Below are 23,439 nucleotides of genomic sequence, written 5' to 3' on the forward strand. Positions count from 1 at the left end.
GAGCATCCCATGAACCGTTCTCTCGCCGACTCGCCGGTCGACAGGCTGGCCCGCTTCGTTTCCTCTCTCGACTATGACGCCCTGCCGGCGAATGTCGTTGCCAAAGCCAAGATCCATGTTGCCGATACGCTGGGCGCCGCCCTGGCTGGCGCGCGCTCCAACGAGTTCGCCATTTCGGTAAAGTCACTTCGACCCGCCGGTCCCGTCCCGTTGTGGGGAACCGGTCTTGCTGCCTCGACCCGTGACGCTGCAATTCTCAACGGCTGTGCCGCGCATGCTTTCGAGCTGGACGATTCCGGCGGCTGCGACCATTCCGGCGCCGTGGTGCTGCCGGCCCTGTTCTCGGCGTTGCACGAGATAGGTCGACCAATGGACGGCCAGCGGATGATCACCGCTGTGGTCGCAGGCTATGATGTCGGGCGACGCGTCCTGGAGGCGACGGGCGGTTATGATGCCCATAATAGTCTCGGGTGGCACTCGACCGGCACCTGCGGCACTATTGGAGCGGCGGCCGCATGCGCCAACCTGCTCGGTCTCGATGCAGCCGCGACACGGGATGCCATCACTCTGGCCACGAGTTTTTCCTCCGGCCTTTGGGCCTTCATTCATGACGGCTCGCAGGCGAAGAAGCTTCACGCCGGCCGCGCTGCCGAAGGCGGCCTGCTCGCGGCCTTGCTGGCCTCAAACGGCTTTGCCGGCCCATCCCGCGTTTTCGATGATGTATGGGGTGGTTTTTTCAAATCCTATAACAAGTCCGCCTGCCAGCCCGAATTGCTTGCCGAAGGCTTGGGCGAAGTCTGGAAGGTCAATCGAGCTGTGCTGAAGCCTTATGCATCCTGCCGCGGTGCGCATTCGGCCGTTGATGCACTTGAAGACCTCCTGTCGGAAACCGGGCAAAACGCCTCCGATATTCAGCATATCGACCTTCGCATGAGCGCCATGCTCAAAGACATGTGCGGCGCCAAGGTGGGCGCTGCGATGGCCCCGACACAGATGAGCCTTCCCTATGCGCTGGCGGCGCGCTGCACATTCGGCACGGCCGGTCTGCAGGCTTATACCGAAGAGCATCGTCACCATCCTGATGTCCATGCGATGATGGACCGGATTGATGTTGCGGTCGATGAGGCCATGGATCCGATGGCCGAGCCGGTCGTGACGCTTCGGTTCAAGGATGGCATGGTGGTCGATCGCATGGTTCCCCGCGCGACCGGTTCCGCCGAGCGGCCAATGCAGGCAGCTGTCGTCGAAGCCAAGTTCCGCGAACTTGTGGCGATGAGCCTGCCATCCGATCAAGTCGAAGTCTTGTGGAAAACCTTGGGCTCGCTCGAACAAATCGAAGACTGCTCTGAAATCGAAGCGCTGATGGCAGGCAATGCCGACAGCATCCCCACCTTCCGTTGAAAGCTCAAGAGATGACATTCGATCTTTCCCCACGCCCGCTGAACCCCGCTCCAGCGACACCGAAGATGATCTGGCCGAATGGTGCAAAGAGCGCCTTGTTCATCGGCTTCGACGTTGATGCCGAGACCGCCTGGATCGGCAACAATCCCTCCAATGTCGACCGGATGGTCACGACATCGCATGGCGGTTACGACGCGCGCGTGGGCATCGCCAAGATACTCGAACTGATGGCGGAACTGGACCTGAAGGGCACGTTCTTCACGCCCGGCTGGACGGCACTCGCCCACCCAGCGCAATGCGAGGCGATGGTCGCTGGCGGCCACGAAATCGGCCATCACGGTTACCTTCACAAGCTTCCGGACCGGACCAAGCTCGATGAGGCCTTTGAAGAGATCGACCGCGGTTTTGACGCGCTAAAATCGGCTCTCGGCATCCGCCCGGTCGGCTACCGCGCGCCATCCGGCGAAAACTTTCCCGAACTGCTCGCTTATCTGAAGAAGGCCGGAATTCGCTATTCCAGCTCTTTCCGCGACGACATTCTCCCCTATCGCCACGCCGGCACAGATGGTGCGGTCGGGCCTGTTGAAATCCCCGTCAATTTCGCGTTCGACGACTGGAATTTCGGTATGTCGAGCCGCACCAGCTCGCGTCCGCTCTTCGGCCGCGATCCCGTGCTCCAGCTGTGGAAAGACGAATTCGAGGCGACCCATGCCTGGGGTGGCGTTACCACGCTCGTGCTTCATCCGCAGGTCTCGGGCCGGCCGATGCGTTGGCATATCCTGCGCGATTTCCTCAAGCACGTCATCGACAAGGGCGACGTCTGGATTGCCACTGGAGCTGAGATCACCGATCATTACGAGACGCTCGAGGCGGCTTCGGCCCGATAAACAGTTAGCATAGCGAAGGATTTGACCATGGCTCTCGATGAAGAAGCGCTCAAGCGTCTGCGCGAACGATATGGCGAAGGCCATGGCGGAAGCATCCACGACCCGGAATTTCGCGCGGTCGCCGACCGCATTTTCTCGGCTTCCGGAACACGGGCAGCGCCGTTCAGCGGCATCCCGACCTTGCTCGACGCGACTTACCGGCAGATCGATCCGGCAAAGCCGGATCTCTCCGATCTCGATGTAGCGCTGATCGGCGTTCCGATGGATCTTGGCGTCACCAATCGACCTGGCTCTCGTTTCGGGCCGCGCGCCTTGCGATCGATCGAGCGTGTCGGACCTTATAACCACGTGCTGAAAACCGCACCACTTTTCGAGATCAACGTGGCCGATATCGGTGACGTGCCGTTCCGCAGCCGTTACCGGCTGGAAATGAGCCACGAGGATATCGAGGCGCATTTCAACAAGGTCATCGATGCCAATGTCATCCCGCTGGCCGTCGGCGGCGACCATTCCATCACACACCCGATCCTCAAGGCTGTTGGTCGTGACAAACCGGTCGGCATGATCCATATCGATGCCCATTGCGATACCGGCGGTGCCTATGACCTGACGAAGTTCCATCACGGCGGACCTTTCCGCAATGCTGTTCTCGACGGCGTGCTTGATCCGACCCGCGTGATCCAGATCGGCATTCGCGGCGCCGCCGAATATCTCTGGGAATTTTCCTATGAGAGCGGCATGACGGTCATCCATGCCGAGGAAATCGGCAGGATGGGCATCGAGGCGGTCATTGCAAAGGCACGCGAAGTCGTTGGCGACGGACCGACCTATCTCTCGTTCGATATCGACAGCCTCGATCCGGCCTTCGCTCCCGGCACTGGCACACCGGAAATCGGCGGCCTGACCAACCGTCAGGCGCTCGATATCCTGCATGGACTGAAGGGCCTGAACTTTGTCGGCGGCGACGTCGTGGAAGTCGCACCGCAATACGATGCAACCACGAATACGGCCCATAATGGTGCACAGATGCTTTTTGAAATTCTGAGCCTGATCCGATTTAGCCCGGCTGTTTCGCCGCGGTCCTGATCATCGTTGAAGCATGTCTCCCGAAGCGGATTCCTGCTTCGGGAGACATGCTCTAAACAACACAGAAGATAATGGCCGATCCCATATCCACGCCCTCAACCAGCCCTACAGCTTCGGTCATCGAAAGCCTCAAGCAGGTCGTTGGCGCGCAAGGCTGGAAGGCCGACGAAGCCGAGCGCCGAAGCCATGCGACCGACTGGGTCGGACGCTTTTTTGCCGATCCTCTCCTTGTCCTGAAACCGTCAACCACCTTCGAAGTCTCGGAGATAGCAAGGATCTGCAACGACAACGGGCTGAAGATCGTGCCGCAAGGCGGGAATACCTCGCTGGCCTGCGGTTCCATTCCGACAGGTCAGGGTGACGAGATCATCGTCAACCTGTCCAGGCTCAATCGTATCCGTGGCATCGATATGTTCAACGACACGATTTCAGTCGATGCCGGCTGCACGCTTGCCTCCGTACAGCAGGCAGCCGAGCAGGCAGATCGACTATTCCCCTTAAAGCTCGGATCGGAAGGCAGCTGCCAGATCGGCGGCAATATTGCCAGCAATGCGGGCGGAACGAATGTGTTGCGTTACGGCAACATGCGCGACCTCGTTCTCGGTCTCGAAGTCGTACTCGCGGACGGTCGCATTCTTGATGGAATGCGGGCGCTTCGCAAGGATAACACGGGCTATGATCTCAAGCATCTCTTCATCGGCAGCGAAGGAACGCTCGGCATCGTCACAGGAGCCGTTCTTAAACTTTTCCCCATGCCCAGCAGGGCTGTCGCAGCAGTCTGCACCGTTTCGTCTCTGCAGTCTGCGCTTGATCTTCTAATCCTGTGCAAGAAGCACGGAGGTGAAAGCCTCACCACTTTCGAACTGATGCCACGCGCCGGGCTCGAACTTGTGTTCAAGCATTTTCCATCAACCCGCTTTCCACTCGGGGAGCTACAGGACTGGCAATTGCTGATTGAGTTCAGATCGAATGACGGAGAGGAGAGAGTTCGCGAACTGTTCGAAACCATTCTGTCTCAAGCGTTTGAATCAGAGTTGGTCGTCGATGCGGCGATTGCCCAGTCCATCCAGCAAAACAGGGATTTCTGGGCACTGCGCGAAGGATTAGCGGAGGCGGACTTCATGGAAGGGGCTGTGATCACCACAGATATCTCCTTGCCTCTTTCCGCCGTTCCGGCATTCATGGATGCCTGTTCGCGTGCCGTGCTCGCACTTGTTCCAATGGGACGCGTTATTGCCTTCGGCCATCTTGGAGATGGAAATATCCATTTTGGCCTGCTGCAACCGCTGGGTTCTGACTCTGAGCAATTTCTTAGCCGTAGCAATGAAATCCAATCCATCATTCACACCATGGCGCTGTCGATGAACGGCTCCATGTCTGCCGAGCATGGGTTGGGTTTTGTGAAAAACGGTGCGGTCGCCCAATATCGCAGCCAAGTGGAACATGATCTCATGCTGACGATGAAAGCAGCCTTGGACCCGAAGTCGACGCTCAATTTGGGCAAGGTTCTGACAATCGAAAATGGCGCGTTTAGCGCGTGCAAGACCTAGGTGACAAACAACATTTCCGCACGGATCATGAGCGCGCAAAAACAAGCGCTTTGATTTTTGTTCGGATAGATTGGGTCACAGCATTCTTTAGAATGCCGGCAAAACCGCGGCCCCGATGCGTATCAATGCGATCGGGGCCTCGATTTTATCAAGCCAGATCGTCCGGCAGGACGCCGGCCGGAATGTTCTGATAGCTCACGGGCCGCAGAAACCGTCGGATAGACATGGTTCCGACCGAGGTTGCGCCGAAATTGGTGCTAGCGGGATAAGGACCGCCGTGAACCATGGAGTCCACGACCTCGACGCCCGTTGGAAAACCGTTGACCAGAACCCGTCCCGCCTTGCGCTCAAGGATAGGAAGCAAATTCCGAGCAAGAGCGGTGTCTTCATCCGCCATCTGCATTGTGGCCGTAAGCTGGCCCTCGAAATTCTTTGCCAATGCAGGCATTTCATCAGCCGAAGCGACGCGCACGACAAGGCCAAGCGGGCCGAAGACTTCCTCGGATAGAGCATGATCTTCGATGAATGCCTCGGCCTGCACCTCGTAGAGATTTGGGCGGCATTCACGTCCGGTGCTTTCGGTTGCAAGCACTGAGCGAACGGAATTGCGGCCATCAAAGCGCGCCTTTCCGTCGTGATATGCCTGCGCTATCCCTGACGTCAGCATGGTTTGCGGGGCGGTCTTGGCAAGAGCTTCGGCCGTTGCCGCGACGAAAGCATCGCCTTCGCTGCCGCGAGGAACGATCGCGATGCCCGGATTGGTGCAGAATTGCCCGGCTCCCATGACAAGCGATCCCGCCCAACCGGCCGCAAGTTCTGTTGCCTTCTCCTTCAGCGCGCCTGGAAGTACGAACATCGGGTTGACCGATCCGAGTTCACCAAAGAACGGGATCGGTTCGGGGCGCTGTGCGCAAAGATCGAACAATGCTCTACCGCCCGCGAGTGAGCCGGTGAAGCCGACAGCCTTGATGAACGGGTTTTTGACCAGAGCGTGGCCGACGTCCCGCTTGCCGCCCTGGATAAGCGAGAAGGTTCCCGGATGAATGCCGCAGCTTTTGATGGCGGCAAAAATGGCCTCTGCGACGATCTCGCTGGTGCCTGGATGCGCCGAATGGGCTTTGACCACAACGGGGCAACCCGCGGCAAGCGCTGCAGCCGTATCGCCGCCGGCTGTGGAAAACGCCAAAGGAAAGTTTGATGCGCCAAATACGGCGACCGGCCCAACTGGACGTTGCATCAGCCGTATTTCCGGTCGAGGTGCAGGTTTGCGATCCGGCTGAGCCTCGTCATGTCGGCGATCGAGATAATCGCCCTTGAGGATATGGTCGGCGAAAAGCCTCAATTGTCCAGTCGTTCGACCTCGCTCACCCTGCAGGCGGGCGGCAGGCAAACCGGTTTCGGCACTACCGATTTCGGTTATCGCTTCGGCGCGCGCCTCGATCTCGTCCGCGATCGCGTTGAGAAAGGCCGCGCGTTGCGCCCTGCTGGTATAGCCGTAGGACCAGAATGCCTCTTCTGCGGCCGCGCAAGCGCGGTTGACCAGATCTACTGTTCCGACCGAAAAATTAGATATCTCGCCATGTGCCGGATCGTTGGAGAAGGTTTCGGCTGTTGCTACCCATTCTCCGGCGACCAGATGCTGGCCATGTGGTTTAAACACGATTTTCACTCCAGTTCATTGAAATCATGATGCTAAAGATTGAGCGCGCAGGTTTTAAGTCTGTACGCTGTGGTCGCTCAGCGTCCGTGTTTCTTGCGCCAAGCCTCATATTTTTCTCGGTATTCGTCCTTTGTTTGAGGGTATAGGCCGATGATCGCATCACCGGCTTTGACCTGTTCAAGAACAAAATCCTCGTAGCTTTCCATTCCGGTGCATTCGTCAGCGAGCTCATCTGCCAGATGCGCCGGAATGACCATAACGCCATCGCGATCTCCGACCAGCACGTCCCCTGGAAAAACAGGGGCGTCGCCGCACGAAATCGGCACATTGATGTCCAAGGCTTCATGCAGCGTCAGGTTGGTTGGTGCAGAGGGCTTGGCATAATAGGCCGGCATGTCCAGTTCGCCTATGCCGTTGGCATCGCGAAAACCACCGTCTGAAACGACCCCGGCAGCGCCGCGAAGCGCCAGGCGGGTGATAAGAATAGATCCAGCAGTTGCAGCTCGTGCGTCCTTGCGCGCGTCCATTACCAGGACCCAGCCTGGAGGGCAGGTTTCCATTGCGACGCGTTGGGGATGCTGGGGATCACGAAAGACGGTGATTGGATTGCGGTCCTCGCGTGCAGGGATGTATCGCAACGTGAAAGCCTGGCCAACCATGTTTTCGGCTTTTGGAGAAACCGGAATGACACCCTGAATGAACTGGTTTCGCAGCCCGCGCTTGTAGAGCGCGGTCGCAATCGATGCCGTGGAGATTTTCTTGAATTTGGCGCGTGTCGCCTCGGAAAGGATATAGTCTGTCATGATGTCCTCAAAAGATATCAGGTTCGCCAGGTGCGCAACTCATTTCTCTCTGCCAAAGATATACTGATGCATTAGTGCTCCAATGGCAATGAGTCTATGGCAAGAGCATTCCGTCGTGCCGCCGAGCCGGTTGCCACTGCGCGAAAAGACCTCGAAATGCGATCGCCATTACGGTCAGCAGCGCCGTGCGCCCCTCGACGGTAACGCCTTCGAGCCGTTCCTCGGCGGTTTGTTTCTCGATGAGTTTCTGTGTCTCCATCCCATGGCTTGCGAGATCCAGAATGCCAGGTTGACGGGTGATCGATACTCGTCTTTTCCCGCGCCATGCTCGGACAAGCCGGTCCCATCACCCTAGCAATTGCAGTTACGCCGCTGATGAACAATCGCAGAACTATCCTCCCGAAAATGATGGGCGCTTGCCCTGGCTTCGCGTTACTCCCAAAGCGAATAAATACATTGAAGCACTAAAACATCAGTGCATCAAAGCGAGATTTATGTTCTAGATGTGCTGGCGTTATTGGGGTTAATGGAAACGATAAATGGGTGACGTTATCAGGCGTGGTCAATTGGACCGTTCTAGGCCGGTGGCACTGCAGGTGCATGAGATCTTGCGCGAACGGATCCTGAAAGTTGAGCTTGTGCCGGGCACGGTACTTTCTCGGGCCTCACTCCAGCTGGAATTCGGCGTGAGTCAGACGCCTGTTCGCGATTCGCTGATGCGTCTGCAGGAGGAGGGACTTGTCGAAGTTTATCCGCAATATGCAACGGTTGTCGCCAAGATTGATGTCGATCACGCGAGGCAGGCGCAATTTCTACGGCTGTCCATTGAGCTTGAGGCCGTGCGGCGACTGACCGGCAGCGCTCCCATGGAAACGGCCGATGAATTGCGCGAGATTTTGTCACGGCAGAGAGCTGTGGCAAGCCCCGTGACTTATGACAAGTTCGATGCAATCGATCGTGAGTTCCATCGACGGCTCTATGAGAAGGCCGGTATTGCGCAGCTTTGGGCGAATGTCCGCAGGCAGAGCGTGCATCTTGACAGGCTTCGACGGCTTCATTTGCCAATGCCGGGTAAGATGGAAACAGTTCTCGCAGACCATCAGGCAATTATCGATGCCATTGCGTCTGGGGATCCGAATTCAGCAGCCGAGGCCTTGCGCAAGCATCTTTCGGGAACACTATCGATTATCGATGTGATCAGCGCCGAATTTCCAGAATATATCGAGGAAGTCCTGTCTCGGAGCTAGGACGTTCTCAATGACCGGTCATAATTAGCTTTATAGAGAAAATACCTTCGGGGTGTCGGCTGATGCGGTGGAAAGCTAGCCCGAAACAAGTGTAAGCCACATCCCGATTGAACCTTGATCCCGGTTCCTGGGGCGGTTCTCGATCAACGGAAAATTGCTTCACGCCTGTCCGTTACAGCACGTAAGACCGATGCACGCGATGCCAATAGGTTCTGGATTTCGGCGCTACGCATGGCCAGATCCTTCTGACGATCGCCATCTGGATCGGTTCGACTGCCTCGATGTCTGTCGGAGCAGCTTGTCTTTCAGCTTTTGACGACGCCAGCGACAGTTCTGTCGATGCGGGGATATCTCGGAACCTTCTCGGTCGTTGAAGTCCAATGTCGTCTGTTCCGAAGTCGTTCGGAGAAAACATCTTGCTTGCAGCTAGAACGAACTCCTGCGATAGCTAATCGAACGTGCCTGACAGGTTGGTAATAGCGAGGCGATATTGGAAGACATTACCGCGACAGCTGGACTGGATACATCCCACGCATCAAGGATCAGTTCGGATCTCCGCAAGCAACTGACGAGCGGTGTATTTCAAGCTGGTGACCGGCTGCCCAGTGAAAACGCACTTGCCAAGCAATATTCCGTCAGCCGAACAGTCGTGCGCGAAGCGATCGCCATTCTACGTGCAGACGGTCTCGTTCAGGCGCGTAAAGGGGCGGGGGTTTTTGCGCTCGAGGCCAGGCGCGAAGAGGAACGCCCGTTCAAAGATCTGAAAACCGAGCGTATCTCGTCGGTCATCGAGCTGCTCGAATTGCGAACGGTTTTTGAAGTTGAGGCCGCTGCACTGGCGGCGGCGCGGCGTTCGGCCGCTCAGATCGAAGCCATACTCGAGGCGCATAATCAGGTCAGGATCTGCCTTGCAAACGGAACACCAACCCGCGATGCGGATTTCGGCCTGCATCTGGCTATTGCCCAGGCAACGCAAAACCGGCGGTTTCCCGAGTTTCTTCAGTTGATCCGTTCAGGGATCATTCCTCGCGGAGAGCTTCAGGGGGCTGCGCCGGGATCCCGTCCAAAGGATTATAATCTTCATCTGCAGGAAGAGCATGCGCGAATTGTCGATGCCATCATTGAAGGTGATGCCGATGCCGCGCGCGAGCACATGCGCGCCCACCTGCGTGGAAGCCTGGAGCGTTACAAGGCTCTGCTGCGTGCGAGAACCTTGCCCATGGACGACGTAGTCACTTCGGCATAGACGTGTTGTCATACAGAAGTTAAACCTTATATGGTGACATTGTGATTGTTGTCAGTGAGGTTTCATGTCTCTACCTGTTTTTCCCATCATATCGCCCGATAAGGGTGTCCAGCGGCAGGTCCTTTCCGAAGCGCCTGAGCTGATGGTTGTGTCGTTTCGCTTCGAGGCTGGGGCCGAGGGCAAGTTGCACAGCCATCCACACGTGCAGTCGACCTATGTCGCTCGTGGTCGCTTTCGGTTTATCCGTGGAAACGAAGCTTATGAGCTGGCTGCGGGTGACAGTCTCGTCATTCCCGGCAATGTCACGCATGGCTGCGAGTGCCTTGAAGAAGGCGAGTTGATTGACTGCTTTACGCCTCGGCGCGAAGACTTCCTCTGATCAGTGCTTGACAGTACGAACAGCATGTGACAACTTTCATTAAGTTGTCTGACAGGATGGGAGCCTGTCTCCGCCGATGACCGGCGGCCGACATACGGAGGATACATGTCGACAAGACGCCCCTCAATGCAGGGCGCTTTAGGGCAAATCGGTACCATTCTGGTGACTTTGCTCGGGCTGCTCGTACTTACCTTCATCATTGGCCGGATGATGCCTGCGGATCCCGTGCGCGCCATGGTCGGCGAGGACGCGACCCGCGAGACCTATGAGCAAGTTTTCCGCTCGCTCGGTCTCGATCGGCCGCTGTGGGAACAGTTCTTCTACTATCTCGGCGACGTGCTGACAGGCAATTTCGGCACGTCGATCCGCACCGGCCAGCCGGTCATCCAGGACATCCTGCATGTCATGCCAGCAACGATGGAGCTGGCGACCTTCGCCATTCTGATCGGTGCTGGCCTTGGCGTGCCGATGGGGGTCATCGCTGCGGTCAACAAGGACCGCTGGCCTGACCACCTTGTGCGCGTGCTCAGCCTCTTCGGCCATTCGATGCCGATCTTCTGGACCGGCATGATCGCGCTCATCGTACTTTATGCGAAGCTCGACCTTGTCGGGGGCAGTGGCCGCATGGACCAGTTCTATATCGGCCTTGTTCCTGAAACGACCGGCTTCCTGTTGATCGACAGCCTGCTTGCGGGCGAGATGGACGTCTTCTGGTCGGCGGTGAACCACCTGATCCTGCCGGCGTCGCTGCTCGGTTACTCTTCGTCCGCCTATATCACGCGCATGACGCGCAGTTTCATGCTCGACCAACTCGGGCAGGAATACATCACGACCGCCCGCGTGAAAGGACTGTCGAAACACCAGACCATATGGCGTCATGCGTTCGTCAATATCCGCGTGCAGCTCGTCACCATCGTGGCGCTTGCCTATGGTTCGCTTCTGGAAGGCGCGGTGCTGATCGAAACGGTATTCGCCTGGCCGGGCTTCGGGCAATACCTGACCAGCAACCTGATCATCGGCGACATGAATGCCGTGATGACCTGCGTGCTGATCGTCGGCGTCATCTTCATCGCGCTCAACCTGCTTTCCGACATGCTTTACCGTCTGTTCGATCCGAGGACCCGCTGATGTCAGTCACAACCGCTTCCAAGCTGCGCGTGCCGGCCTCGGTCAATGCCCTGCGCAACATCGTTCTCTTCCTGATGAAGAGCCCGACCTCGCTTTTCGGCCTTGCCGTGCTCGCGCTGCTGATCCTGGTCGCCATCTTCGCGCCGCTCATCGCAACGCATGATCCCTATGCGCAGGATCTCGCCAACACGCTTCAGGCGCCCGGCAACGGGCATCTGTTCGGGACCGACGAACTCGGCCGCGACATCTTCAGCCGTCTGGTCTGGGGATCCCGCATCACGCTGACGATCATCTTCCTGGTGTCGATCGTCGTCGGGCCTATCGGGCTCGCCGTCGGTGCGGCCTCGGGTTATCTGGGTGGTCGCTTCGACACGGTGATGATGCGCATCACCGACATTTTCCTGTCCTTCCCGAGCCTGATCCTGTCGCTGGCCTTCGTCGCTGCACTCGGCCCGAGCCTCAACAACGCGATCATCGCCATCGCGCTGACATCCTGGCCGCCGATCGCCCGGCTTGCGCGCGCCGAGGCGATGACTTTTCGCAATGCGGACTACATTGCCGCTGCACGCCTTCAGGGGGCTTCACCGACCCGCATCATCGTCAAGTCGATCGTGCCCATGTGTCTGCCTTCGGTGCTGATCCGCCTGACGCTCAACATGGCGACCGTCATCCTGACGGCGGCCGGTCTCGGCTTTCTCGGCCTCGGCGCACAGCCGCCGCTGCCGGAATGGGGGGCGATGATTGCCACGGGGCGTCGTTACATGCTCGACAGCTGGTGGCTGGTTACCTTTCCGGGCGTCGCCATCCTGTGCGTCAGCCTCGCCTTCAACCTACTTGGCGACGGACTGCGCGATGCGCTTGATCCCAAGCAGATGAACCGGAGGTAGGCCATGACCCGTCCAATCCTCGACGTTGAAAATCTTCACATCCGTTACGGCGGTGCTCCGACCGATGCCGTGCGCGGCGTGTCCTTCACGCTCGGGCGCGAGCGGCTGGGCATTGTTGGCGAAAGCGGTTCGGGCAAGTCCACCGTTGGCCGAGGGCTGCTGAGACTGCTCCCGTCGGCCAAGATTACCGCCGACAAGATGCGGTTCGAAGATGTCGAACTGCTATCGCTGACGGAAGAACAGATGCTCGGCGTGCGCGGGCGGCGCATGTCGATGATCCTGCAGGATCCGAAGTTTTCGCTCAATCCGATCCGCAAGGTCGGCGACCAGGTGGCCGAGACCTATCTGCGCCACTTCAAATGCAGCCGGAAGGATGCCCTTCAAAAGGCGATCGCCATGCTGGAAGCGGTCAAGATCCGCGATCCTGAGCGTGTCTGCGAGCAATATCCGCACGAGATTTCCGGCGGCATGGGCCAGCGCGTAATGATCGCGATGATGCTGCTTGCCGATCCGGATGTGGTCATCGCCGACGAGCCGACCTCGGCGCTGGACGTTACGGTGCGGCTGCAGGTGCTGAACATTCTCGACGGCCTGGTGCGGGATCGCGGGATCGGTCTGATCATGATCAGCCACGATCTCAACCTGGTGCGCAATTTCTGCGACCGGGTGCTGATCATGTATGCGGGTCGCGTGGTGGAAACGCTTGCCGCCCGCGACCTCGACAAGGCGCAACACCCCTATACGCGGGGTCTTATTGCGGCCCAGCCGCGCATCGGCGGCGCGCGTGCGCCGCTGGCGGTGCTGGACCGCCGCCCCGAATGGCTGGAGGAGGTTTCCCGATGACGGTATCAGTCGAGACACGCAATCTCTCCATTACTTTCGGCCACGGGCCAACAGCGCTCAAGGTCCTTCCCGACATATCCTTCCTGGTGGAGCCGGGAGAATGTTTCGGCCTGGTGGGCGAAAGCGGATCGGGCAAATCCACCGTGCTGCGCTGCATCTCGATGCTGACCGACTTCTGGAAGGGAGAGATCCTGATCAACGGAAAGTCCGTGCGCGACATGCCGCTCATCGAACGCTGCCGCACGCTGCAGATGGTTTTCCAGGATCCCTACGGTTCGCTGCATCCGCGCCAGTCGGTAAGAACCGTGCTTTCGGAGCCGCTGAGAATCCACAAGCTCACAAATCACGAGGAGCGGATGCAGAAGGTGCTGTCCGATGTCGGACTGCCCGGGTCCTTTCTCGATCGTTTTCCGCATCAGCTTTCCGGCGGGCAGCGCCAGCGTGTCGCAATTGCGCGGGCGCTGATCCTCGAGCCTTCGCTGCTGCTTCTGGACGAGCCGACATCGGCTCTCGATGTTTCCGTGCAGGCGGAAATCCTCAACCTTTTGCAGCGCCTGCGCGAAGAACACGGATTCACCTACATCATGGTGACGCATGATCTGGCGGTGGTCGATCACATGTGCGACCGGTTCGCCGTGATGCTGCGCGGTGAGATTACCGAGATATTGCCGCGCGAGGCGATCCCAGGCTGCGAGGCGGTTCATCCCTATTCCCGCGAGCTGATCGGCGCGTCTCTGGAATATGAAGGGCATGTCTGACAGGCAGTGCGGTTAAAAAAACTCCTCCCTGGCCCGGCCTTGAGTGCCGGGCTCTTTTTTTGGCTGGAGGAGAGGGGAATGAGAATTACAGAGCCATCTGCGCGCGCAGGCGGGGAGAGATCCAGTCGAGGAAGCATCGCACCTTTTGCGGCATGGGGTCTGCTGGGTGATGGATCACGTTGACCGGCAGGGGTTCTGGCGCAAACTCCGTCAGTAACTCTTGCAGTGCGCCGGAGCGCAACTCATCGGAGATTTGGTAGGAAAGCACGCGAATGATGCCGATACCGGCCAGCGCCGCCTGAATGGCAGCCTCCGTCGTGTTGACGGAGAGCTTCGAGCGCGGCTCTATGGTGAAGGCGGCGCCATCGCGGCGATAACGCCATTCCGGAGAGGTCGCGAACCCCTGAAAGCTTATGCCGTCATGCCGGGCGAGGTCTTCCGGCCGGCGCGGCACACCCCGGCGGGCAAGATAGTCGGGGCTGGCGCAGATCACCCGACGCACGGCGCCCACACGCGTCGCGATCAGTGCGCTGTCCGCCAGATGCCCAATCCGAAGGGCCACATCAACATGCTCTTCGGCGAGGCTAAGCTGCCGGTCGGCCAGGGTCAGGCGCAGGTCGATTTCGGGTTGTTCCTTGAGGAATTCCAGTGCGATCGGCAGAAGGTGGCGCTCGCCAAAGGCAATCGGAGCCGTCACGTGCAGCCCGCCGCGCAGAGCGCCATGATCGCTGCCGGCCTGTTTCTCTGCGGCATCCAGCGCCTCGAGAATGCTCCGGGACGCGGCGACGAAGGCGCGGCCTTCTTCCGTCAGGGCGAGGCCGCTGCGGGTGCGCAGAACCAGCCGCACGCCGAGATGCTTTTCAAGATCGGCGACCTTGCGGCTGACCGTGGCGAGCGGTGAACGCAATCGCCGCGCGCCGGCCGAGAGGCTGCCAGCCTCGACCACGGCGAGCAGAACCGACATTGCTTCGAAACGGTCCATCTAAACCTTCCGGAATTTGAGAGGGCAGCTTTCCGATCGGCAGAGTATCTTATCGGTTGCGTGTGTCATAGCCTGCACGCGTTCTTGGGGCGGCGGCTGTCGCCCGTATTTTTCAATTTTCCGGGGGGCCGCATCATGGCTGAATTTTCACGCAGATCCTTTGTCTCCACTCTTCCTCTCGGCCTCGCCGGGGCAAGCCTGATCGGAGGCGCGCCAACAACGGTCATTGCGGCGGCGCAGGCGGCCACGGGCTCGCCGGTCAGCGTTACGCCGCTCGCGCAGATCCGCATCGGCCGCTTCACGGTCACGGCCCTGACGGACGGTTATGCCGATATGCCCTTCACCTATTTTCCGGGACGCGAGGCGGCCGAGGTCGAAAAGGCGGCTACCGCGCAGTTCACCGCCCGGCCGAGCGGCGTGCGGTTTCTGTTCAACCAGTATCTCATCGAGGATGGCCAGCGCCGCATACTGATCGATGCCGGTGCCGCGGGCTCGATCGGCCAGACGGGCCAGTTGCCGCAGGCTCTATCCGCGCTGGGCTTGAAACTTGACGAGATCGACGCCGTGATCGTGACGCATCTGCATCAGGACCACATGGGTGGGCTGATCGCCGGCGGTAAGAACAATTTTCCGAAGGCGGAACTCTATATCGATCGCCGCGATGTCGCCCATTGGACAGACCCCGCCAAGCGCAACGGTGCGCCCGATTTTCTGCAGCCCAGCTTCAAGATGGCGGAGGAGGTCGTGCGGCTTTATCCGAAGCTTCAGGCGATCGACGGCGAGCGCGAGATCTCACCGGGCGTTTCGATCGTTGACCTGACGGGGCATACACCCGGCCATATCGGGGTGCGGGTCGAAGAAGGCGGGCAGAGCCTGATCATGGTTTCGGACATGATCTTCCCGGTCGTGCATCCTGCCGCAACCGATGTGTTCTTCCTGTTCGAGCAGGACCGCGAAGCCGCCAAGGCGATGCGCGACCGCTTTTTCCCCATGGCTGCTTCAGAAGGTGCGCTTATTGCCGCCACGCACATGCCTTTCCCAGGTCTCGGCCGTGTCGTCGCCGATCGCGGACAAATGCGCTGGCAGGTGGCGGACTGGGCGCTGCAGAACTGAGGCCCGTTCGGCACGATGTGGGCATGCGGTGCAATTTCGACCTTCCTGTCTGGGCCAACCACCTAGAGGATGCCCCGTGCGAAAAGAGGCGCATGTTGCCATGCGCCTCTTCATCGAAACAGCTGCCTGGAGGGGTTAGCGCTGTTTCGTGATGCCCTCGAAACGGGAGAGCCAAGGATTTACGATCATGCCGCCGACATCGCTGCGGAATGCGGCGGTATCGAACACTTCCGAGAACGGCTGGAGCGACATGACGATCTCTTCCATGTAGGCTTGGATGTCTTCATAGGCCTTGGTCTGCTTTGCCGGATCGCGCTCGACAAGCGCGTCGCCGATCATCTTGTTGAGCTTTTCGTCATAGAAGCTCGTACGCCAGCTCTGATAATTGGTGAGCTTGGCTTCATCCGAGTTGTCCGGATTATAGGCAAGCGCGCGCAGGTTGTTGTCCGGGTGAGGCTGCTGGCCGCCGCCGCCGCGGCCGACAAGCAGCTCGAACTTGCGCTCGCGCATTGCGCCATAGATCTGGTCGCCGGAACCGGTGATCAGTTCGGCCTGGATGCCGGCCTGGGCGAGCGTATTCTGGATGGCGGTTGCCGCCTTCATGAAAGGATCTTCCGACAGGACGCGGAGCGTTGTCTTGAACCCGTTCGGATAACCGGCTTCCGCCAGCAGTGCCTTTGCCTTTGCAACGTCGAGCTTGTAGCCCGGATCCGGCAGCGAGCCCATGACGCCGGTGCTGATCTGGCGCTGGCGAACCTTGCCGTAATAGGGCATGACGGCCTTGTCGAGACCTTCATAATCGATGAGGTAACGCAGCGCCTCGCGCACCTTCGGCTTGGCGAAACGTTCGTCCTTCATCGATACGCCGAGATAATAGAAGCCGGAACCGGGGGTCGATTCTATCTTGATCTCGGCATTGGTTTCGAGCGACTTCAGGTCTGGCGCCTGCAGCGAATAGGCGACGTCGATATCACCTTTTTCGAGCATCAGGCGCTGCGACTGCGATTCCGGCAGATGGCGCATCAGCACGCGCTTCATCGCCGGAGCCTCGCCCCAGTAATCGCTGTTTCGGGTGAGGATGATATATTCGTTCGACTTCCACTGGCCGAGCGTGAACGGACCGGAGCCGGCCGAATTCAAGGTCAGCCATCCGGCGCCGAGATCGCCGTCCTTCTCGTTTTCAAGCGCCGTCTTGCTGTCGATGATCGAGCCGGGACCGTTCTGCGCCAGCACCATCAGCACGAGGTTAGGGTCATCCGGCTGGGGCAGGTTGAGAACGAAGGTCTGTTCGTCTTCGGCGACGAAAAGCTTGTCGGCGGCATCCGCTTTAAAGCCGCGGGTCTTGAGCAGCGATGCCTGTGCAAGGTTGCGGGTGAGCAGGCGTTTAAGGCTCCAGACCACGTCATTGGCGGTGACCGGATTGCCGGAGGCGAAGGTCGCCTTGCGCAGGTGGAAGCGGATCGACATCCGGTCCTCGGAAATCTCCCAGCTTTCCGCGATGCGCGGCTGGATCGAGCGATCCTTGTCGCTCAGGACGACCAGCGTATCGTAGATATTGTTGAGTACCTGAACAGTCTCGCGGCCGGTAATGGCGGCCGGATCGAGCGTCAGGATGTTGTTCATCGTGGTCGCCACGACAAGCTGGTCTTTCGGCGTTTCCGCCAGAGCGTTGAGAGGCATGGCGCCGAGCAGGAGCGCTCCGACGGCTGCAGTTGCAAAAAAGTGTCGCATGTTTCCTCCGTTTGATGCCGCTTCGCGTGGAATACGGCCCCTCCATGATTTCTATCCTTTCGGCCTATCGCTCTCCCAAGCCAGGCCGATCACCCGAGAATGTCTGCCACCGGGCCCGACAGCGCCCTGCCCAAAGCCTCCGTGTTTGCGATATCCATGTGCACGCCGTCGATCGGCGAAGCGCTTGCGGCACTGCCTGCATCGAAGAAGTCGTGTCCGAGTTCTGCGGCAAGTTTGCGGTAGAGCGGCGCAAGTCTTTGTGATTCCGCAATGCTACGGCCGCCTGCCACCTGGCCGTTGTCGTCCGTCACGCAGGGTGGTGGAGCAACCAGCATCAGCCGCGGACGTGCCGAGCGCGGCTTATAGGGAAAGGTCTCGACGATCTCGGCAAGCCGGCGCATGCCGGAAAAAGCCGCCTCGGCGCGGCCACCATGGACCGGCTTGAGGTCGTTGGTGCCGAGCATGATCACCACGAGATCGAGCGGCATGTGGACTGCGAGCGCCACCGACAAGGCCCGGGCGCCGTTTCGGCAGGCCGGCCCCGTGTGATCGTCATAACAGGTGGTGCGACCGCCAAGCCCGTCGGACAGGACATCCACCCGAAAGCCGAGTTCAGCCTTCAACACTTCCGGCCAGCGATGCTGACGCGGATGGCGCAGGCCCGTTTTCGGATCTGCTCCCCAGGTCAGGCTGTCGCCGAAGGCCAGAAGTGTTTTCATGATTTCACCTCACCCGGTTGTTTTCGATGAAGGCGAAATCGATGTCTTCACCGAGGCCCGGACGATCGGGGACATGCACGTAGCCGTCCCTGTCCATCGGATCCGAAAGCGACTTGAGATAGTCGTGGCCATCATCATATTCGAGGAAGGGATGAAGCAGGCCGCGCTCATACCAGCGGCAATTTTTCACCGCCGCAACGACATGCAGGTTCATCGCCGTGTTGCCGTGCACCTCGCATTCGATTCCGAAGGATTCGGCCATATGCATCGTCTTCAAGGCCGGCGTGATGCCGCCGACATCGTTGACGCCGGTGCGCAGGATGTCGCAAGCGCCGGATTTTACCCACTCGGCACGATGCCAGTGCTTGCCGGCGGCGCTTTCCGGGCCGACGACCGGGATATCCAGATTGTCGGCAAGCCACTTGTAGGAAGACATTGACTGCTCGTCCATCGGCTCCTCGATCCAGTCGAAGCCGAGCTTTTCAAGACCGCGTCCGAGTTCCAGCGCATCGGTGCGCGAATACCAGTGGAACGCATCGATCATCAGCCGGATATCGGGGCCAACAGCTTCGCGTACAGCGGCGCAGGCCTTGATGTCCATCTTCACATCCGGGGCCCAGCTGACCGGCGGCATCCAGGTATGCAGCTTGATGCCCTTGTAACCGCGCTTTACCAGCGTTTCGGCAAAACGTCCGTAATCTTCGGGCGTTGCAAGGCCGCCCTCGATCTCGTCGCCGCACATGATGGAGCCATAGGCGAGCACCTTGTCGCGATAGGCGCCGATCAACTTGTAAACAGGTGTGTTGGTCGCGCGGCCGGCGAGATCCCAGAGCGCGCAATCGACGACGGCAAGGGTGCGATCGGTCAGCTGTGCGGCGGAGCCGCGCTGCCAATGGGCAAGATCCTGCCACAACCTTTCCCGATCCCGGTAATCCTGACCAATCAAGACCTTCTTGACGAATTTCTCGATGACATGCGGGCGAACGATTTCCGGCGCGGTGAAGGAGTGGCCTTCGTGGCCGTCCTCGGTACGAATGGTCAGCATCGCCTGTTCCACCTGATGCGGCGGACCGGGATGCGCGTGACCGGCGCTGTCGGAATGCCGACGAGTGGTCGTGCGGAAGACGCGGACTTCGACGTCGGTGATGATCATAGTTCCTCCCAGAAATATTCTAACTTGCCAGACAGATTTACGCATGTTGTTGACAGCATGTCAAATGCGTTCTGCATATCCGTTGCCTGATCGCCAATTTGATCGTTTCTGGCAGACAGGTGCTGTCACCTCATCTGCTCGGCCACGAAGATGCCTTGACCTGAATGAGGTTGTCGTACAGATATACGCAACACGTAGGATGAGATGGCTGCGGCCAATAGGAGGAGATGTCTATGCTAAACGTCGAGACGAGGCACGCGGTGCACCCCGCTCAAGCGAAAGCCATGGGCACCGCGGAACTTCGTGCGCATTTCCTTGCCTCGGATATGTTTCGCGAAGGCGAAATCCGGCTGATATATACGCATTACGACCGTTTCATTGTCGGTGGCGCTGTTCCTGCCGGCGGAACGTTGGTGCTCGATAAAGTGGAGGAAACCAAAACCCCTTCCTTACTTGATCGGCGGGAAATGGGCATCGTCAATATCGGTGACACCGGCACGGTAAGCATTGCCAGCGAGAGCTGGGAGCTGCAACACGGTGACGTGCTTTATATCGGCGCGGGCGCAGGTGCTGTTACCTTCAGCGGTGCAGGGCGTTTCTATATCACTTCTTGCCCGGCACACCGTTCCTGCCCCAACCGATTGATCACCAAGGCGGACAGCAAGGAAGTGAAGCTTGGCGCGTCCGAGACTTCCAACAAGCGGACCATCAACCAGTTCATTCACCCGCTGGTGATGGAAAGCTGCCAGCTCGTTCTTGGATATACGGAACTCGAAGACGGCTCCGTCTGGAACACGATCCCCTCACATATCCATGATCGCCGTATGGAAGCTTACCTCTATTTCGGCATGGAGCCGAAATCCCGGGTCCTGCACCTGATGGGCGAACCGCAGGAAACCCGCCACCTCTTTATCGGCAACGAGGAAGGCGCGATTTCTCCGCCGTGGTCCATTCATTCCGGTGCCGGCATCGGCAGCTATACTTTTATCTGGGCGATGGCCGGGGACAATATCGATTACACCGACATGGATTTCATCCAGCCTGAGGATCTTCTCTAGGCATGCGGCCAAACTCGAGGGCCGCAGGGCCCTCGTTTCCAAATGGAACAAGAACCATTCTCTTTCAAAACGAAGCCAGTTCGGGTGCTTGCGCCGCAAGCGCGCTGGAGAAGTAAAGATTATCGGGCGGCGATCGTTGGTGATCCGTCACCTCATGATTCAACTGATAGACGATGCGAGAGACAGGTCTCTCGCATGCGTTCCAGTCAAACGTAGTGCAAGACTACGACAGGGTAGCGACTGCCTGATCAGCCACCGAGCACAAAGCGTGAGAAAGCGAGCGCATTGCGTGCGTCTTCGTCCATCTTCGCCTCGTCTGCACCATTGGTCAGGTCGCGCCAGACCTTGATGTCTGATCCGATCGTTCCGCCGGTCTTGACGAAGGGTTCCATCACCACGGCGCCCGTGTAGTTGATCTCGCGCAGCGCAAGACCGATCTCATGCCACGGCATTCTGCCGACACCCGGCACGCGACGATTGCTTTCGCCCGTGTGGAAATGGCCAAGCAGCGGGCCGGCGGTGCGGATGGCTTCGCCAAAGCTGTCTTCCTCGATGTTCATATGGAACGTGTCGAGCATGACCTTGACGTTCGGCTTGCCGACTTCCTTGACGAAGGCCACACCTTCGGCTGCAGTGTTGAGAACGTGGTTCTCAAAGCGGTTGAGCACTTCGATGCACAGGTTGATGCCAAGGTTATTGGCGAAGTCGGCGATGCCGTGGATGCCTTCGACGCCGCGGGCGCGATCGCCTTCCTTGTCGACCGGTTTCGAATAATCGACCGGCCAGTAGGAATGAAGCGCGCCGCCGATCGTCTTGATGTCGAGCTTGGCGACATTGGTCAGCGTCTGTTCGAAGAATGCCTTGCCGGCCTTGCGCACGTCGGCATCGGGCGACGAAAGGTTCTTCGTCTTTGATGGGCCGATACCCGCGGTCAGGATGATACCATTATCCTTGGCGCTCTGCTTGATGGCGGCGAGATCGGCATCGCTATATTCGTTGATGTGATGGGCCGCGACTTCGATAATGTCGAAGCCGAGCTTGGCGACCTTTTCGACATAGGGGCCGAATTTGGCGCTCCATTCATGTTCCCAGTAGGAGTAATAGATGCCGTGTTTCATGGGAGCCTCTCTCAATTTTCAGCTGTCGCTGTCGGGGTTTCGATAAAGCGGCCAAGGGCTTGCCTCATTCGGCATCTCCTCCCTCTGACCAGTGTCGAAGGCATTTGGAGCGTCAGTCCTTTGTCTGACTGCTCCCCGGATTTTTCACGCGAAGGTCGGGCTCACTGCTGTTGGCGATGATCGACAGGCCGTTGGGAAGATCGTTTTCCTCGACCTTCCTGTTGATCTCGGCCTCATCCAGACCAAAGCCGCGCCAGCGATCCTGCAACCTGGTTCGCAGATCGCTTTCATCGACATCGACGAAGACGGTGAAGTCGAAGATCGGCTTCAGACGATCCCAAGGTGACTGGCTGGCGAGCAGGTAATTGCCTTCGCAGACGATGATATCGATGGATTGCGCGATCAGACGACCGCCGGCACGGGCGATTTCAATCGAGCGATCGAAGACCGGCACGGCGATCACGTCATCCTGATTGGCCCTGAGGCGCTCCAGCATATGTCGAAGCCCATGCGCATCGAATGTATCGATAGCGCCCTTGAACGGTCGACGTCCCATGTCTTCCAGCACCAAGTCATCATAATGGTAGCCATCCATCGGGAAGAGCGCTGCCGAAATATCGCCCTTGCCGTTCAGCTCATCCACGACCCGCTCGGCGATCGTCGATTTACCCGATCCGGGAGCTCCGGCGATCGCGATCATCACCCGTCGGCCTTTCTCCTGGCCGAAGCGATGGTGGGCTTGTGCGGCGATCTCGCGCGCATTGTCTTCTATCTTGCTCAAGGTGGTCCTCACCACGGTCATTGAAGAATAGGGCCGGCCGTCTCAAGGGTGGGCGGTCGCTTGGAAAATCCGGTATTGTTCCGCCTTGTTGCGCAGGAATGACAGGCCATTGTCGAGCACTTCGTCAACATCACGGGCGACGGGGCGCCAGGTCGAGATATCGCCCGGCATCACAGCCTGCATGGCCACGAAGCTTTCAAGCGTCAGCAGGCCCTTGAAGCCGATCGCTGCGAGCGCACCAAACAGTTCATCCCAGGCGATGTTGCCATAACCCGGCGTGCCGCGGTCGCTTTCCGACATATGCATGCATTTCAGATGATCACGCGCGGCAATGATGCCGTTGGCAATGCCCTTTTCCTCCATGTTCATATGGAATGTGTCGAGGTGGACAAAGACATTGTCGAGGCCGATCCGCTCGACCAACGCGACGGCCTGCTCGGCGGAATTGATCAAGTGGCTCTCATAGCGGTTGACTGCCTCGATGCCGAATTCCAGCCCGAGCGCCTTGGCATGTTTGGCGGCGGTACCGAGCGCACGGGTCAGGTTGTCGTATTCGCCTTCAGTCGGCGGAAAACCGGTCCGCTCATTGGTGCCACCGAAGGTCACGCCGGTGAGTGCCTCGGCGCCGATCTCCTTGGCCTTATCAAGGGCCGCCGTCAGATGCTCGATCGCCGCATCAGGGCGAACCGAGGCCCAGGCTCTTTCCGGCAGCACGAGCGAGCAGACGGAACGGAGACTATGCTTTTCGAGCAGCGCACGCGTATGGCCTGTATCGACAGACGCAAGATCGATCAGCGGGATCTCGATATAATCCTGGCCATGCTGGGCAGCACCGGCAATGGCGCGCTCGGCACCGGCATGGTCCCAGACGGTGGACCAGACCATTGCATGAATACCGAAACCTTGCAT

22 protein-coding genes are annotated in these 23,439 nt (G+C 59.0%); 13 read left to right on the forward strand and 9 right to left on the reverse strand.

Annotated elements, in window-relative coordinates; genetic code table 11:
* Positions 1-9 precede the first annotated feature (9 nt).
* The 4 genes from JZX87_RS15395 to JZX87_RS15410 all read left to right on the forward strand — a co-directional run bounded on the left by JZX87_RS15395 (position 10) and on the right by JZX87_RS15410 (position 4,924).
* Positions 10-1,401 (forward strand): MmgE/PrpD family protein, encoded by a 1,392-nt coding sequence (locus JZX87_RS15395; RefSeq protein WP_148146790.1) that lies wholly within the window; start codon positions 10-12, stop codon positions 1,399-1,401.
* Between the two features lie 11 nt (positions 1,402-1,412).
* Positions 1,413-2,288: a polysaccharide deacetylase family protein gene (locus tag JZX87_RS15400; protein WP_183685552.1), complete on the forward strand. Its 876-nt coding sequence runs from the start codon at positions 1,413-1,415 to the stop codon at positions 2,286-2,288.
* 27 nt (positions 2,289-2,315) lie between these two features.
* The gene (speB, locus tag JZX87_RS15405; RefSeq protein WP_148146794.1) at positions 2,316-3,374 is read left to right on the forward strand and encodes an agmatinase; all 1,059 of its coding nucleotides are present in this window, start codon (positions 2,316-2,318) and stop codon (positions 3,372-3,374) included.
* A 71-nt stretch (positions 3,375-3,445) separates the two neighbouring features.
* Entirely contained in the window at positions 3,446-4,924 is a 1,479-nt protein-coding gene (locus tag JZX87_RS15410; protein WP_206826604.1) for an FAD-binding oxidoreductase, read from the forward strand.
* A gap of 148 nt (positions 4,925-5,072) precedes the next feature.
* Here JZX87_RS15410 and JZX87_RS15415 read toward each other — a convergent pair whose 3' ends face one another.
* Positions 5,073-6,587: an aldehyde dehydrogenase (NADP(+)) gene (locus JZX87_RS15415; protein ID WP_206826835.1), complete on the reverse strand. Its 1,515-nt coding sequence runs from the start codon at positions 6,585-6,587 to the stop codon at positions 5,073-5,075.
* Between the two features lie 74 nt (positions 6,588-6,661).
* Positions 6,662-7,387, reverse strand: a complete 726-nt coding sequence (locus tag JZX87_RS15420; protein WP_148146797.1) for a ribonuclease activity regulator RraA — start codon at positions 7,385-7,387, stop codon at positions 6,662-6,664.
* A 539-nt stretch (positions 7,388-7,926) separates the two neighbouring features.
* Between JZX87_RS15420 and JZX87_RS15425 the strand changes: the two genes are divergently transcribed.
* The 7 genes from JZX87_RS15425 to JZX87_RS15455 all read left to right on the forward strand — a co-directional run bounded on the left by JZX87_RS15425 (position 7,927) and on the right by JZX87_RS15455 (position 13,875).
* Positions 7,927-8,634: a GntR family transcriptional regulator gene (locus JZX87_RS15425; RefSeq protein ID WP_206826605.1), complete on the forward strand. Its 708-nt coding sequence runs from the start codon at positions 7,927-7,929 to the stop codon at positions 8,632-8,634.
* Between the two features lie 499 nt (positions 8,635-9,133).
* Positions 9,134-9,880 carry a FadR/GntR family transcriptional regulator gene (locus JZX87_RS15430; RefSeq protein ID WP_148147062.1) on the forward strand — a complete coding sequence of 249 codons (747 nt, stop codon included), beginning with the start codon at positions 9,134-9,136 and terminating at the stop codon, positions 9,878-9,880.
* Positions 9,881-9,944: 64 nt separating this feature from the next.
* A complete protein-coding gene (locus tag JZX87_RS15435) occupies positions 9,945-10,259 on the forward strand; it encodes a cupin domain-containing protein (protein ID WP_183826480.1) in 315 nt (104 codons plus the stop codon).
* A 105-nt stretch (positions 10,260-10,364) separates the two neighbouring features.
* Positions 10,365-11,387 carry an ABC transporter permease gene (locus JZX87_RS15440; RefSeq protein ID WP_148146802.1) on the forward strand — a complete coding sequence of 341 codons (1,023 nt, stop codon included), beginning with the start codon at positions 10,365-10,367 and terminating at the stop codon, positions 11,385-11,387.
* On the forward strand, positions 11,387-12,274 hold the full coding sequence (locus tag JZX87_RS15445; RefSeq protein WP_148146804.1) for an ABC transporter permease: 888 nt from the start codon (positions 11,387-11,389) through the stop codon (positions 12,272-12,274). The genes JZX87_RS15440 and JZX87_RS15445 overlap by 1 nt, the downstream gene beginning before the upstream one ends.
* A gap of 3 nt (positions 12,275-12,277) precedes the next feature.
* Positions 12,278-13,117 carry an ABC transporter ATP-binding protein gene (locus JZX87_RS15450; protein ID WP_148146806.1) on the forward strand — a complete coding sequence of 280 codons (840 nt, stop codon included), beginning with the start codon at positions 12,278-12,280 and terminating at the stop codon, positions 13,115-13,117.
* The gene (locus JZX87_RS15455) at positions 13,114-13,875 is read left to right on the forward strand and encodes an ABC transporter ATP-binding protein (protein WP_148146808.1); all 762 of its coding nucleotides are present in this window, start codon (positions 13,114-13,116) and stop codon (positions 13,873-13,875) included. Before JZX87_RS15450 ends, JZX87_RS15455 begins: the two co-directional genes overlap by 4 nt.
* Before the next feature lie 85 nt (positions 13,876-13,960).
* On the opposite strand, the gene JZX87_RS15460 is transcribed toward JZX87_RS15455, so the two are convergent.
* The gene (locus tag JZX87_RS15460) at positions 13,961-14,857 is read right to left on the reverse strand and encodes a LysR family transcriptional regulator (RefSeq protein ID WP_148146809.1); all 897 of its coding nucleotides are present in this window, start codon (positions 14,855-14,857) and stop codon (positions 13,961-13,963) included.
* 135 nt (positions 14,858-14,992) lie between these two features.
* Here JZX87_RS15460 and JZX87_RS15465 point away from each other — a divergent pair, with 135 nt between their 5' ends.
* Positions 14,993-15,970 (forward strand): MBL fold metallo-hydrolase, encoded by a 978-nt coding sequence (locus JZX87_RS15465; protein ID WP_206826606.1) that lies wholly within the window; start codon positions 14,993-14,995, stop codon positions 15,968-15,970.
* 135 nt (positions 15,971-16,105) lie between these two features.
* Here the strand turns inward: JZX87_RS15465 and JZX87_RS15470 are convergent, their stop codons facing one another.
* From JZX87_RS15470 to JZX87_RS15480, 3 genes are all read right to left on the reverse strand, one after another.
* A complete protein-coding gene (locus JZX87_RS15470) occupies positions 16,106-17,701 on the reverse strand; it encodes an ABC transporter substrate-binding protein (RefSeq protein ID WP_206826607.1) in 1,596 nt (531 codons plus the stop codon).
* An 89-nt stretch (positions 17,702-17,790) separates the two neighbouring features.
* Positions 17,791-18,420 carry an SGNH/GDSL hydrolase family protein gene (locus JZX87_RS15475; RefSeq protein WP_148146815.1) on the reverse strand — a complete coding sequence of 210 codons (630 nt, stop codon included), beginning with the start codon at positions 18,418-18,420 and terminating at the stop codon, positions 17,791-17,793.
* A gap of 4 nt (positions 18,421-18,424) precedes the next feature.
* The gene (locus JZX87_RS15480; RefSeq protein ID WP_148146817.1) at positions 18,425-19,573 is read right to left on the reverse strand and encodes a mandelate racemase family protein; all 1,149 of its coding nucleotides are present in this window, start codon (positions 19,571-19,573) and stop codon (positions 18,425-18,427) included.
* Between the two features lie 233 nt (positions 19,574-19,806).
* On the opposite strand from JZX87_RS15480, the gene kduI reads away from it, so the two are divergent.
* A complete protein-coding gene (kduI, locus tag JZX87_RS15485; protein ID WP_148147063.1) occupies positions 19,807-20,631 on the forward strand; it encodes a 5-dehydro-4-deoxy-D-glucuronate isomerase in 825 nt (274 codons plus the stop codon).
* Between the two features lie 248 nt (positions 20,632-20,879).
* On the opposite strand, the gene JZX87_RS15490 is transcribed toward kduI, so the two are convergent.
* The 3 genes from JZX87_RS15490 to JZX87_RS15500 form a co-directional block, all read right to left on the reverse strand.
* Positions 20,880-21,749, reverse strand: a complete 870-nt coding sequence (locus tag JZX87_RS15490) for a D-psicose 3-epimerase (protein WP_148146819.1) — start codon at positions 21,747-21,749, stop codon at positions 20,880-20,882.
* 112 nt (positions 21,750-21,861) lie between these two features.
* On the reverse strand, positions 21,862-22,551 hold the full coding sequence (locus JZX87_RS15495) for a nucleoside triphosphate hydrolase (protein ID WP_353654202.1): 690 nt from the start codon (positions 22,549-22,551) through the stop codon (positions 21,862-21,864).
* Between the two features lie 21 nt (positions 22,552-22,572).
* Entirely contained in the window at positions 22,573-23,439 is an 867-nt protein-coding gene (locus tag JZX87_RS15500) for a sugar phosphate isomerase/epimerase family protein (RefSeq protein ID WP_206826611.1), read from the reverse strand.

It is taken from the genome of Agrobacterium sp. Ap1, from assembly GCF_017313375.1.
Taxonomy (GTDB): domain Bacteria; phylum Pseudomonadota; class Alphaproteobacteria; order Rhizobiales; family Rhizobiaceae; genus Neorhizobium; species Neorhizobium cellulosilyticum.